Source organism: Kutzneria sp. NPDC051319 (assembly GCF_040682195.1).
Taxonomy (GTDB): Bacteria; Actinomycetota; Actinomycetes; order Mycobacteriales; family Pseudonocardiaceae; genus Kutzneria.
In genome coordinates, this window is sequence record NZ_JBFBAM010000002.1 from 265,425 (window position 1) to 277,583 (window position 12,159).

10 protein-coding genes and 1 pseudogene are annotated in these 12,159 nt (G+C 69.5%); 4 read left to right on the forward strand and 7 right to left on the reverse strand.

Going from position 1 to position 12,159, the window contains the following annotated elements; translation table 11 throughout:
• Positions 1–752: 752 nt before the first annotated feature.
• Genes AB0M73_RS03290 through AB0M73_RS03305 form a run of 4 tightly spaced genes read right to left on the reverse strand, consistent with a single transcriptional unit; the run spans position 753 to position 4,489 of the window.
• Complete coding sequence (locus AB0M73_RS03290) at positions 753–2,123, reverse strand: ferredoxin reductase family protein (RefSeq protein WP_363886205.1); 1,371 nt, start codon at positions 2,121–2,123, stop codon at positions 753–755.
• On the reverse strand, positions 2,113–2,769 hold the full coding sequence (locus tag AB0M73_RS03295; RefSeq protein WP_363886207.1) for an MBL fold metallo-hydrolase: 657 nt from the start codon (positions 2,767–2,769) through the stop codon (positions 2,113–2,115). Before AB0M73_RS03295 ends, AB0M73_RS03290 begins: the two co-directional genes overlap by 11 nt.
• A gap of 29 nt (positions 2,770–2,798) precedes the next feature.
• Complete coding sequence (locus tag AB0M73_RS03300) at positions 2,799–3,575, reverse strand: SDR family oxidoreductase (protein WP_363886209.1); 777 nt, start codon at positions 3,573–3,575, stop codon at positions 2,799–2,801.
• 38 nt (positions 3,576–3,613) lie between these two features.
• Complete coding sequence (locus AB0M73_RS03305) at positions 3,614–4,489, reverse strand: TIGR03621 family F420-dependent LLM class oxidoreductase (protein WP_363886212.1); 876 nt, start codon at positions 4,487–4,489, stop codon at positions 3,614–3,616.
• Positions 4,490–4,582: 93 nt separating this feature from the next.
• Between AB0M73_RS03305 and AB0M73_RS03310 the strand changes: the two genes are divergently transcribed.
• Entirely contained in the window at positions 4,583–5,173 is a 591-nt protein-coding gene (locus tag AB0M73_RS03310) for a TetR/AcrR family transcriptional regulator (protein ID WP_363886214.1), read from the forward strand.
• Between the two features lie 436 nt (positions 5,174–5,609).
• Entirely contained in the window at positions 5,610–6,755 is a 1,146-nt protein-coding gene (locus tag AB0M73_RS03315) for a hypothetical protein (RefSeq protein ID WP_363886217.1), read from the forward strand.
• An 88-nt stretch (positions 6,756–6,843) separates the two neighbouring features.
• On the opposite strand, the gene AB0M73_RS03320 is transcribed toward AB0M73_RS03315, so the two are convergent.
• Positions 6,844–7,104, reverse strand: coding sequence for a hypothetical protein (locus AB0M73_RS03320; RefSeq protein ID WP_363886218.1), 261 nt, complete (start codon positions 7,102–7,104; stop codon positions 6,844–6,846).
• 404 nt (positions 7,105–7,508) lie between these two features.
• On the opposite strand from AB0M73_RS03320, the pseudogene AB0M73_RS03325 reads away from it, so the two are divergent.
• Positions 7,509–7,703: pseudogene (locus AB0M73_RS03325) on the forward strand (SDR family oxidoreductase); the annotation flags it as partial.
• A 171-nt stretch (positions 7,704–7,874) separates the two neighbouring features.
• Complete coding sequence (locus tag AB0M73_RS03330; protein WP_363886220.1) at positions 7,875–10,013, forward strand: tetratricopeptide repeat protein; 2,139 nt, start codon at positions 7,875–7,877, stop codon at positions 10,011–10,013.
• Here AB0M73_RS03330 and AB0M73_RS03335 read toward each other — a convergent pair.
• The gene (locus AB0M73_RS03335; protein WP_363886222.1) at positions 9,967–11,523 is read right to left on the reverse strand and encodes a hypothetical protein; all 1,557 of its coding nucleotides are present in this window, start codon (positions 11,521–11,523) and stop codon (positions 9,967–9,969) included. The two genes, AB0M73_RS03330 and AB0M73_RS03335, sit on opposite strands and share 47 nt — an antisense overlap.
• Before the next feature lie 218 nt (positions 11,524–11,741).
• Positions 11,742–12,158, reverse strand: a complete 417-nt coding sequence (locus tag AB0M73_RS03340; protein WP_363886225.1) for an Imm10 family immunity protein — start codon at positions 12,156–12,158, stop codon at positions 11,742–11,744.
• Between the last annotated feature and the right edge of the window lies 1 nt (position 12,159).

The window sequence follows — 12,159 nt, forward strand, 5'->3', positions numbered from 1 at the left end:
CGCGGAGCACTAACCGAAACCAGACCTTGATCTTCTCGGGCACGTTCTGCACGCTGGCCATAGTGCACCGAGCGCCGGTGGCACTTCCGAGCCGATGATCACCGCGGGTCGTACGGCTGACGTCCGCACTGCCGATGACAGCGCTGTCCGGCAAACCAATTGCACGGGGAATGCCTGGTCAGCTAGATAGCACCTCGTGCTTTATGACCTCTGGTCCCAATAGAGCCTCACCATCGTCACGCCGCGACTCGAGCTTCGGCTGCCGCGTGAGGAGGAACCAGCCGAACTCGCTCATCTCGCAGGCAAAGGCGTGCACCGCCCGGACGAACGCCCGTTCCTGACGCCCCTGGACCGATGGCAGCCCCGACGACCGGGCACGGTCCGTGCTCCAGGGACACTGGAGCCAGCTCGGAGCTTGGAGCGCGGAAGCGTGGCAGCTGGGACTTGGCGTCTTCTACCACGACAACCCGCTTGACGAGCGCGCGCCTTACTCCGTCGGCTCAGACCGTCACCCTCGACTTCGTCTCAACGAAGTTGTCATCGCGCAGCTCAGCAGTGTGCGTCAAGGCCATGATGGAAGAGAAAGGACAGGCGGGGTTCCAGTGCCGCTTGATGGCAGGCCGACCACGAAATCGGCCTGATCGGCTGCCGATCGGTCGGCCAGCGCTGGGTCCCGGCCGTCGATGTTCGCGCGGAAGTGTTGCAGGAAAAGCAAGAGGTGGCTTCACCAGTCACCACGGCACACGTCCTTGTCAGTCGGCGAACGCGAAGCGCTCAGCGTGCACCTGGTGGCGGGGTACGCCGAGTTCGCGGGTCGCGGAGAAGACTGCGTCGGTGAGCGTACGTGGGCCGCAGACGTAGACGTCGCGCTCCAGCAGGTCGGGCACGAGCGCGCGCAGTCGTTCGGCGTCCAGCCGCATGCCGGGCGCGGTGGACGGCCCGACCAGTAGGTGGATCACCGCGCCGTTGCGACGCGCCCATTCCGTCAGTTCGTCGCGCAGCACGACATCGTGCTGCGTGCGGGCTCGGTAGATGACCACTGCTCCCTGACCGATCTCCGCCAGCAGCGACAGTATCGGTGTTATCCCGATGCCGCCGGCGACCAGCACCGCGCGCGTCGTGGTGCGGTGCAGGGCGGTGAGCGCCCCGTAGGGCCCTTCCACGATGACTCGCGTGCCCACCTGGAGATCGCGCAGCGTCGAGCTTCCCTGGCCGACAGCCTTCGCGGTCAGCCGCAGCGAGCGACCGTCCGGCGACTCGGACACGGAGAATGGATTGCCCTTCCACCAACGGCCCTTGGCCAGGAACCGCCAGACGAAGAACTGCCCGGCCGCGGCCGGCAGCAGGTCGAGACGGCGGCCGGTCACGCGCACGGAGACGACGTCGTCGGCCTCCGACACCACCTCACTGACACGGAGTCGGTGGCGGAGGTTGCGCAGCACCGGCAGGCCGACCCGGAAGGTCAGGATCGCGGCGATGGACGACCACAACAGCGCCGACCAGTACGTCGTGGCAGCCGGTGAGCCGATGAAGGTGTCGCCGGCGATCGTCGCGTGCGCGAAGGCGACGTAGGCGGCCAGGTACATGCTCAGGTGGAGCAGGTGCCACTTCTCGTATGACAGCCTCCGCCGCAGCCTGCGCGTGGAGACGGTGGCGGCCAGGAGGATGAGCACGGTGGCCACCACGCCGAGCAGCACGCCGGTGTAGTTGGAGGGCGGAATGATCCAGAGCAGCTCGGCCAACGGTGTGCGGCCGGCAGCGCGGGCCAGGCCGATGGTGACGAAGGTCAGGTGTCCGAGGACGGTGAAAGCCAGGCCGAACCCGATCAGCCGATGCCACGAGGTGAGCTCGTCCATGCCCAGTCGGCGTTCCAGCCAGGGAATGCGGGCGGCGAGCAGCAGTTGCACGTCCATGAACAGGCCGCCGCCGAGCCCGAGTAGCCGGCCGACCGACACTGTCGGGTCCGCCAGGGCTCCCGTGTGGCCGAAGAACACGGCGATCAGCGTCGCGTTGGCGGCGAGGAAGAGGGCGATCGCCGCGCTGCCTGCCTGTTTCGGTCGCAGCGTGAGGCGTGCGGGAGCCGACCGGTAGGGTAACGCCGGCAGCGGGCTATCAGTACTCAATGGACTGTCCTAACGGGACTCGTTGGTAGGGACTGCCGGTGCCGGGTCCCGGTGGCGGGTTCTGGGCGAGGAACGCGTCGACTCCGGTCTGGCCGACGGTGGTGAGGGTCGCGTCATGGATCGGGGCGACCCGGGCGGGCTTGAGCTGCCGGATGTAGTCGACGGTCGCGCCGCTGCGGGTGTAGAAGCCGTGCAGGGGAACGAGCAGCAGGTCGATCGGCACGCCGGGGTCGGTCATCGCGTCCCCGGGGTGAAACAGCCGGCCGTCGATCAGGAATCCCGAGTTGCGGACGCGGGGGATGTCCGGATGGATGGGCGCGTGCCACTCGCCGTGGACCTGCACTTCCAGGCCGCCGACGTCGAAGACGTCGCCATGGCCGACCACCCGCACGCGTGCGCCCCGGGCCGCCCCGGAGTCGGCGAGTAGTCGGGCGACGGATGTGTTGGTCCAGATCTGCAGGCCTGGGTGTGCGGCTGCGGCGGCGATTCGGGTTTCGTCGTAGTGGTCGAGGTGTTCGTGGCTGATCAGCACCGCGTCCGCGTCGGCTGCGGCGTCTGCCGTGCTGAGGCCGCCGGGGTCGATGACGGCGGTGAAGCCGTCGTGCTGCACGCGGAGTGCGGAGTGACCCACCCAGGTCAATCGCATGTCCTGCTCCATTATCGAGAGTGTCGGTGTCAGAGTGTCTTGTCGACGTGCCAGATCTGACCGTTCCCACGGTCCGCGAGGTGTGCGAGCAAGACCGCGGCGGACACGGCAGGCGTCAGTAACGCGCCCTCGCGCCGGGCACGGTCCATGAACTCAAACATCTGAGGATTGGTCGTTTTCGCCTCCTCATAGGACTGCCGGTTCATCGACGTGTCCACATGGCCAGGTCGGTACACATTGGCGGTGACACCGGAGCCGTCCAACTCGAAGGCGAGGTTGAGGGTGTGCGCCTCAAGCCCGGCCTTGGTGGTGACGTACGCGTTTGTCCCGGCCAGCAGCCTGACGTCGGACGCCGCCGCGCTGGACACGTTCACCACGCGTCCCCACTTCTGGTCCACCATGGCGGGTAGCAACGCCGAGGCCAGTTCGATCGGGGCTGTCAGGTTGACGTCGACGGCCCGTCGCAACAGCACGGGCGCGGTTCCCGCAGTAGGCCCCAGCGGTTGGGCGACGCCGGCATTGTTGATCAGGATGTCGATCGTGGCCCACTGGGCGATCACCGTCACGATCTTCTCGGAGCGATCCGCCCTGTCGGCAAGGTCGACCGGCACCACCAGCGGCTCGGCGCCCGCGCGGGCCACCAGGTCCGCCGTCTCCACGAGTTGGTCGCGTGTTCGCGCGAGCAGTGCCAGGCGCGCCGCGCCCGCCCGTGCGAGTTGCAGGGCGATTTCCCGCCCGATTCCCCGGCCGGCTCCGGTGATCAACGCGGTGCGGCCGGCGAACGGCTGAGCAGCGAATTCGTCCATTGGTCCGCCTTCGTGACGATGAATGGCCTGCATCCGTCTCACCGCAGCCGGTTCATGACACTGGCGAAGGACGTCATGTCCAGTTGGTTGGCGACGAAGTAGGTGAGCCCGTAGGTCTCGCGGTAGCGATGCACGGTCTCCGCCATCTGTTGCGTCGACCCGCGCAGCACGTTGGGCTTGCTCAGCAGTGCCTCGTCCGCAAGTCCGGGCGCCAGTGACCGCGCGAAGGCGAGGTTCGGTTCCGCGCCCTCGGCGGCGACTGCCTGGAGCAGCAGGTTCAGCTCCAGAGAGTCGAACCGGGGACCGGCGGCGGCCTTGAGGAACGCGACACGCTCGGCCAACGCGCTCTCGTCGACCTGGTCGCCGTGGGTGGGCACGACCGTGGGGTTGAATCCGCTGAAGCCGACGATGTCCGCGTGGCCGGCGGCGGCGGTCAGGACCTTGTCTCCTTGGCCGGCCAGCATGATCGGCGGCGCTGGGCGCTGAGTGGTTCTCGGGTGGTAGTCGTCGTCGAACAGCCGGCGCAGTTCGGTCACCGTGCCTGTCAGGTGGTCGATGCGTTCGCCCGGTCGGGGGAACGGCACCTTGGCCGCCTCGAATTCGTGGCGGGCGTAGCCGGCGCCGAGCCCCACCTCGAGACGGCCGTCGACCAGTTGGTCGACGGTGGCGATGTCCCGGGCGAGCAGGGCGGGTTGGTAGAAGGCGGCGTTGAGCACGAATGTGCCCAGTCGGGGGCGGGTGGTGACCGCCGCGGCCGAGACCAGCGCCGGGAACGGCGCGGGCCGGCCGATGTGATCGGCTACCAGGATCACGTCGTAGCCCAGGTCCTCGGCCTGGCGCGCCGTGTCCTGCCAGGCGGCGCGGGAACCGCCGGCGAACAGCACGGTGCCGAATCGAAGGTCACGAGCGGTCATCGCGATCATCCCCACGAGATCAGACGAACCGAGTGAGTTAGTTAACTGACTAACTCACGCTACCACAGCCCGGCGGGGCGCTAAGTTAGCGACATGACACACCCGGACACGCAGGCGCCGGTTGAGGTGGCGCGTCCCGGCAAGCGGGACCGCCTGATCGCCGCCGCGCAGGCGGCGATGCTCGCGCACGGCGTGGAACGCACGTCCCTCGCCGACATCGCGCACGCGGCGGACGTCCCCCTGGGCAACGTCTACTACTACTTCAAGACCAAGGGCGAACTCGTGGCGGCGGTGATCGAGCGCCAGCGGTCACGCCAGCAGGAGGCCTTCGCCGCGCTCGATCAGCGGCCGACGCCCGCGCAACGCCTGTGCGCCCTGCTTGACTCGTGGATGGCCCAGCGGGAGAAGCTCACCGCCCACGGCTGCCCGGTCGGCACACTCGGCACCGAACTGCGCAAAGGCGCTGACGAGTTGGCCGACGACTCGGCAGCGGTGCTGGCCGGACTTCTCGGCTGGTTCGAGCGTCAGTTCACCGAGATGGGCCGCGGCGACGCCCGCCAACTGGCAGTCGCGCTGCTCGCCGCCTACGAGGGGACCATTCTGTTGGCCAACACGCTGGCAGACCAGGACCTGATCACCGTCGAGGGTGAGCGGCTCAAACAGTGGATCACCTCACTGGCGTGATCGCGGCGAACTGCCGCTACGCGATCACACCGCATCCTGCCCGGCGTCGAGTGCCGGCGGGGTGGAGGTGGACGGGGTGGGATCAACCCGCGCCTACCCGGCGAACTGAGCTCGGACAACCGTAGCGCCGGACTGTGCGGGCACTGTCGCCGCCGGCCAATGCCCAGGCGCCGCCTCGGTACAAGCACAGCAATATGAAGGCATCCGCTCATGCCGCCGAGCGGCCGCGGTCGACGTCCGCGACTACCGACGAGCGGGCGTTTCCGGCCAAGACCGCCCGGTCTAGTACTTTCGGCTTATCTCCACGCGGCGAAAACCCTCCGAACGACGTGGGCCAGTTCAGTGTATTTGAGCGGGCGTCGGTTCCGTCGCCATCTTCAGACCTACTGTGGCGGTGCTTGGTGATCTTCAACCGGAACCGTAGAGGGGACGCACCTTGCCACACCGGACCAGATTCCTCGGCGCCACGTTAGCGGCGGCGGGCGCCGCCGCGGCACTCCTGCTGGCCGCGGCCGTTCCCGCCGCCGCCACCCCGGCCACCGCCGACCAGGACGTCGCGCAGCTGTACCAGGACGTCGTCGACCTCTACAACGGTCTGCCCGCGAGCGCGCTGCGCGGCGTCGACCCGCTCATCGACTCGCCCCTCCCGCGGATCGGCCCCCGATTCCAGCCCAAGGTGGACCCGATCCCGGGCTGCACCGAGGGTTCGCTGCTGACGTACGCCGACAAGCTCGCGGCCCAGCTCACCCCGCTGGAGAACAAGGCGTTCGCCGCCTTGTCGGCGCTCAGCCAGCTCTACGTCCAGGGCGTCGCGTCCGACAAGTCCCCGCAGGTCTTCGGCACCGACGGCCAGTACACCCCGCGCGCCACGGCCACTATCGACAAACTGCGTGGCTTCTGGGACATCGAGAGCTGGAACATCCAGCTCGTCGCCTGGAAGGGCACCGATCTCGGCAGCCAGGCGAAGATGGCGCAGACCTTCAGCCTCGGTCTCGCGCCGGCGAAGGTGAAGGCCGCCGCCGCGCTCACCACCCAGGTGCTCTTCGAACTGCCTGCACTGCAGGGCGGCCGCAACCCGCTGCTCACGCTGAACGCCTTCTCCGCCCCGGCCGACAGCCTCGGCGGCAAGCGCGTGGCGCTCGGTGACGGGCTGCTCGACGTCGTCAACACCCTCGGATTCGACGACGTCTCGGTGGAGGCCGTGGTCGGACACGAGTACGGCCACCAGGTCGACTTCGCCCACGACAACTACCCGCCCAACGAGTCCTCCGAGATGGGCCCGGACGCCTACGGCGGCTACTTCGTCGCGCACGCCAAGGGTTTCGGCTGGAACTCCCGCCTTCAGCAGGAGGTCACCTACCTGGACGCCTCCATCGGTGACTGCTTCCACAGCCACGGCACCCCCGACCAGCGCAAGGCCGCCGGCGCCTGGGGCGAGAAGCAGGCGACGGGCCAGGGCAACCCGAACCGGGTCCTCCCGTCCGCCACGATGATCGACAAGTTCCAGAAGGAATACCCGAAGCTGATGCCGCCGGCCGGTGACCAGTCGGCCGCAGCGACGTTGGCCGCCGCTCACCGGTGAGCTCCGGCGGGCCGTCTCCTTCCCCCGACCGAGGGAGACGGCCCGCTTACCGAAGGAGTTGCCCATCGGAAATGGCCGCACGACGGCCTCACCATCTCACCCGGGCCTTGCGGGCCGGAATGTGAAGTCGGTTCATCGACTTCCGTTCATGCCGCCGATCGGGCATTTGGGTTGGTGCTCGACACCATGTGCCGACCCGGTGCGGCAGGTCGTCGATGATCTTCATCGGCGACCTGCCGCGTTGTGCGAAGAGCGAGTGGCGATGAAACAGTCGCCGCATCTCCGGCGTGACGTGGTCGTAGATCCGGCCCATCCCCTTCATCGTGGCGAAGTCGACCAAAACAGCCATAGGCAGTCCTCGCCGACCCCGCTGTCGGCCTCCAGCCAGTCGCCGCTGTCGGGCTGGACAGGGGCGACACCCTTACGGTCGTAGGGACGGTGCGGATCGAAGTCGGCGAGCACGGGGCGGCGGTAACGCTCGGCGGTGGCGAACGGGACTCCCCAACATCGCCGGGCTGGATGTCACCCTCACCGAGGCGCAGCGGGCCCGGCTGGACGAGCTCTCCGCGCCCACACTGCCTTTCCCCGCGGGGCGGGTGCTCCAGTTCGGTGGCATGACCGTGGACGGCGTGAAGTAGGAGATCCCGCCGCAGATGGCGGTTCGCGTCAAGGCGTCGCGACAAATCGAGCAGTGCTCGGTGAGCGGGCAACAGGAGTGAACGTCATGGGGCTTGTGCGCGACAAGGTGGTGCGGTCGAGATGAGCAAGGCGTTCGCCGACGCCACGCCGCTGCGCCGGCTCGGCCGCGCCGACGAGGTGGCCGGGCTGATCGGCTTCCTGTGCTCGGACGCGAGCTCGTTCGTCACGGGCGCGGACTTCGTCGTGGACGGCGGCTTCAGCTGCGGCGCGGCGATGACCGGCGTGGGGAATGCGGTCACGCGGGCGTGAGCCGCCGATCGGAAGACCACGCCCGCCGATGAGGATCCGGAGGTGACGTCCTCCTGGTATCGGCGACGTGGCGGCCCAATCCCGGTGGCATAGAACAAGCCCTGGGCCACGACCTCGTGCAGGGCACGTTTCACCCGCCGAGATGACCGACGAGCGACGCGGACGACGGCGGTGTCCAGTACCGTGATCGGCACGGTTCTTCGTGATCGGGACGGGGTGCTAGTGGACGGCGAGAGCACGAGCAACACCTTCGACGGCATCGCCGACAACGTCGTGCAGGCCGGGTCGATCGACGTGCTCAACGTGTTCGTCGAGCCCACGGCGCCGAAGGCCGTGCCGTGGCTCGTGCCCGTGCCGCCGGACTGGTTCATCAACCGTCACGCCGAGCTGGCGCTGCTCCGGGATTTGAGCAGCCACCGCGACGGCCGGACCAGGCCCGTCGTGGTGGCGCTGCGGGGCATGGCCGGTGTCGGCAAGTCGGCGCTGCTGAAGCAGGCGGCGATGGTTCTGAAGGGTGATTTCCCGGACGGCGCGCTGCACGTGACCTACGGCGTCGAGGACGCGTCGCCCGCGCACGCGGCGGGTCGGTTCCTGGCCGCGCTGGGCGTGCCGGACAAGGCGATCCCGGTGGCCTTCGACCGCCGGATCGACCTCTACCGGACGCTGACCGCCGACCGGCGGGCCATCGCCGTCTTCGACGACGTCACGGACGCCGCGCAGGTCACGGCGCTGCTGCCGAGCTCGCCGCAGAGCCTGGTGCTGGTGGCCGGGGCCCGCGTCGAGGCGTTGGAGGAGCTGCACGTCGACGGGGCGGTCGACATGCGGCTGGAGCCGCTGGCCGACGAACACGCGATCGAGCTGCTGGCCGCTGTCTGCCCGGACGGCCGCATCGCCGCCGATCCGGTGGCGGCCGGGGAGCTGGTCGAGGCCTGCGGGCAGCTGCCGCTGGCGCTGTACGTCGCCGCGTCCTGGCTCAAGCTGCGGCCCCAGTGGGGTGTTCGCCGGCTGGTCGAGCATCTGGCCGCCGTCGACGGTGACCCCACCGCGGCGGGGCGGTCGGCCCGGGACAACGTCTACTCGGTGTTCGACCTGGCCTACGAGACCATGTCCGACCGCGTGCGTTCCCTCTATCGCCTGATGGGCGTGATCGTCGGCGTGCACTTCGGCCCCGCGGTGCTGGCGGCCATGTCGGGGCGGCCGGTGGCCGAGATCCGGGACGACCTGGACGCGCTGGCGCTGTCCGGCATGGTCGAGGACCTCGGTGACGACGCGTTCCGGCTGCACCGCCTGGTCCGCCTGCACGCCCTGCGCCGGGCGGCCGCCGAGGACTCCGACGAGGACCGCGTGACGGCCTTGAGCCGGGCGGCGAACTGGTGGCTGACCTCGGCCCGCGTCGCCGACGTGGCCACGACCGGCGCCCGCCGGATGCGGATGGCGCCGCCGACCGACGACGTCGTCACGGTGGCGGCCACCCTGCCGAAGGGGGCCGGGCTGGCGTGGCTGAGCCGTGAGCTGCCGAACCTGCTCGCCGTCATGCGAGCCGCCGAGAGTCAGCAGTGGCACGACCTGGTGTGGCAGCTGTTCGAGGCGCTGTGGCCGCTGTTCGACGCCCGGCACCCGCTGGCCAAGTGGGTGGAGGCCGGCAGGATGGCGGTCAGTTCGGCCCGGTTGAGCGGAAATTCGGCGGCCGAGGTGCGGTGCCGCTGCCTGCTGGCCAAGGCGTACCAGGAACTTGAGCGGTACTCGGATGCTCACGTCGAACTGGATCGGGCCCGGGAGCTGGCGCGGGGTGATGACCGGCTGACCGCGTCCACCGCCGACTTTCTCGGCAACGTGTTGCTGCGCGAGGGAAAGCCGGCCGAGGCGCTGGCCAGCTTCCAGGCCTCCCTCGCGGTGTACGAGCGGCTCAAGGTGGAGCGCGGCACGGCGTTGCAGAGCATGATGGTCGGACGGGCGTTGACCGCGCTCGGACGCTACGACGAGGCGCTCGCGGCGTTCGACCGCTCGCGGCGGCTGATCGAGGGTTCTGACTCCGAGTCCCTGCTGCCCAAGCTGTTCGTGAGCACGGCGGCGGCGCTGTCGGCCAAGGGTGACATCGCCGAGGCCGAGCAGGCGTTGTCGAGGGTGGTCGAGCTCGCGGGAATGACGGTGCCCGGGGCTGCGGCTCTCGCCGAGTTGAGCGCCCTCGCGGAGCGCCGTGGGGACGACGCCGCCGTGCGGAGCTACCGCGCCCGGGCTGTGGAACTGTATGAGGGCATGGGAGTCAACCCGCGGACGGCCGCGGTGCTGGCCGGACTGCCGACAGCGTGAGCGTGCCGGAGTTCGCGCCCGCGTCGATGTCCAGGCGTTCGTCTGCGCGGCGGTTGTGCACGTCCCACCAGTAGAGCGCCGAGCCGGCGACCGAGCACGGGACGTCGCCGGCGGTCTCGACCTCCGTGCCGTCACGCAGAAGGGCCACCGAGCTGTTCGGCGTCGATCGGCAGATCGCGATTCGCGCCCCGGGCCAGCGCTTGAGGAGGTCGCGCGGATCCTCCAGCTCGTCCGACCACACCACGGCGGCGCGTTCGGACAGCTCCGGATCGGCGGCGTCGGCTCGCACCGCCAGGTGTCCGTCGGGTTGGTCCTCGGCCCGCCAGACCACCGGAAACCGTTCCAGCACAAGCCTTTTCGCGTCTGATACGGCCTGGACGACGAACGCCTCCGGCTCGGTGATCTTCACCAGCGGCGACGGCAGCGGTCGGGCGACGGCGTTCCACGGCGGCTCGCTCAACCCCAGCACCTCGTACATGCGTTGCCGCAGCAGTGCGGCCGAACGACCGGGGTGAGCGAAGATCGTTCCCGCGATGTCGCCAGCGATGTCGCCCCGCCGCATGGCAGCGTCCAGCTGCGGGAGCAGGGGTTTCTCGGTGTCGAGACGCGGCAGTCGGTCGATCAGGCGGCGCATCGGCGACTCGGCCACGACCTCGGGACCGCCGTCGGCCGCCAGCACCACGGGACGGCGCAGGCCGACCGAGTAGCTGGTCAGCGAGCCGTGATCGGATATCACGAGATCGGCGGCCACAATGGCGGCCCGCCACCCCTCCTCGTGCGGCACGACGATCATGCCGGCGTCGGCGGCGTGACGAAGCCAGGCCTCGATCTGGAGCGGGCCGTGCCGGGTCCAGACGTTCGGATGCAGCACGAGCGCCACCCGATAGCGATCGGCCGGCAGCGCCGCGGTGATCCAGGCCGGCAGGTCGGGATCGCTGCCGTACAAGGAGAATCGGCCCCAGGTCGAGCACAGCAGGATCAGCTGACGATCGGTGGCGGCCAACGCCTCGCGGTACTTGCGGCGGCGGGGCGTGCTGGCGTGGATCCGGTCCATGCAGGGATCGCCGGCGACCAGCACCCTCGACGCCAGTTCTGGGGCCACCGCACGGACCGTGGCGGCCTGGTCTTCGTGCGCCACGACCAGCGTGTCCGGCACGATCGTGCCCTCGTGGACCAGGCTTTCCGGCCGCAGCCCGGAGATGACTCCTTGCTGGGCCGGCGCATTGCGGTGGAAGCCGACGCCGTGCGGCACCCGGATCAGGGGAGCGCGCAGCCGGTGGAGTTCCCCGTTGTCACTGGCGGCCAGTGCCAGGTCGTAGTCGGCGGCGACGGCCTCGGCCCAGTCCTTGATCAGCGCCCCGCGGCCGGCGAGGGCCTCGGGGAGCGGGTGGGAGAACGCCGAGCCCTTGTCCACCGCGAACGTGACCTCGATGCGGTGGTCGGAGAGGATGAGGGGCAGCAGATCCCACAGCCGGTTGACGCTGGCCGGCGTGCGCGCGACCACCAGCACCCGCCTCAGCGCTGTGAGCGTGTCCCAGGGGCTCCCGGCTCCCGGCTCCCGGCTCCCGGCTCCCGGCTCCCGGCTCCCGGCTCCCGGCTCCCGGCTCCCGGCTCCCGGCTGTCCCATTTTACCGTATTGACCGTCTTGCTGACCGCTGTCGGACGGACTGTCCCTCCTTCGGGTGGGTTCATCTTCCGTCACCTGGTCAGTGTACGAATCGCCGCTGGTCAGAGCCCGGCGAGGGTGGGCTGCTGGTCGGGGTTGCCGTAGGTCAGCGTGCGGCGCAGGCCGTCCCGGAGCCGGCCGACGGCCTCGGCGTCGAGATCGAGGTCCAGGGCGAGTTCGCCGTCCTCGACGGAGAGCTCCTCGGCGGCGTCCTCGGTGAACCGAAGGATGAGTCGGCTGTCGGACAGCTCGACGTGGGAGATGCCGCCGTAATGGACGCCACCCTCGTCATCCATTACGCAGTAGGTGTCCATGCCGGTGGCGGCGTCCTGCGCGGTGGGCGGCTGTAGGGAGAGCTGCACGATGAGGTGCCCGCCGGAGCCGTCGGCGCTCTCGGCGAGACCGAGCGTGAAGACCTGGTCGTCGGCGTTCTCGCCGGCGGTGACGGTGGCGACGGTGCGCCAGGTGGAAGTGGGCATG

Bases quoted from the DNA above. Each gene is read 5' to 3' on its own strand.
- AB0M73_RS03295 (WP_363886207.1), bottom strand. From the start codon at position 2,769: ATGCGATTGACCTGGGTGGGTCACTCCGCACTCCGCGTGCAGCACGAC.
- AB0M73_RS03300 (WP_363886209.1), bottom strand. From the start codon at position 3,575: ATGGACGAATTCGCTGCTCAGCCGTTCGCCGGCCGCACCGCGTTGATC.
- AB0M73_RS03305 (WP_363886212.1), bottom strand. From the start codon at position 4,489: ATGACCGCTCGTGACCTTCGATTCGGCACCGTGCTGTTCGCCGGCGGT.
- AB0M73_RS03310 (WP_363886214.1), top strand. From the start codon at position 4,583: ATGACACACCCGGACACGCAGGCGCCGGTTGAGGTGGCGCGTCCCGGC.
- AB0M73_RS03320 (WP_363886218.1), bottom strand. From the start codon at position 7,104: ATGGCTGTTTTGGTCGACTTCGCCACGATGAAGGGGATGGGCCGGATC.
- AB0M73_RS03340 (WP_363886225.1), bottom strand. From the start codon at position 12,158: ATGCCCACTTCCACCTGGCGCACCGTCGCCACCGTCACCGCCGGCGAG.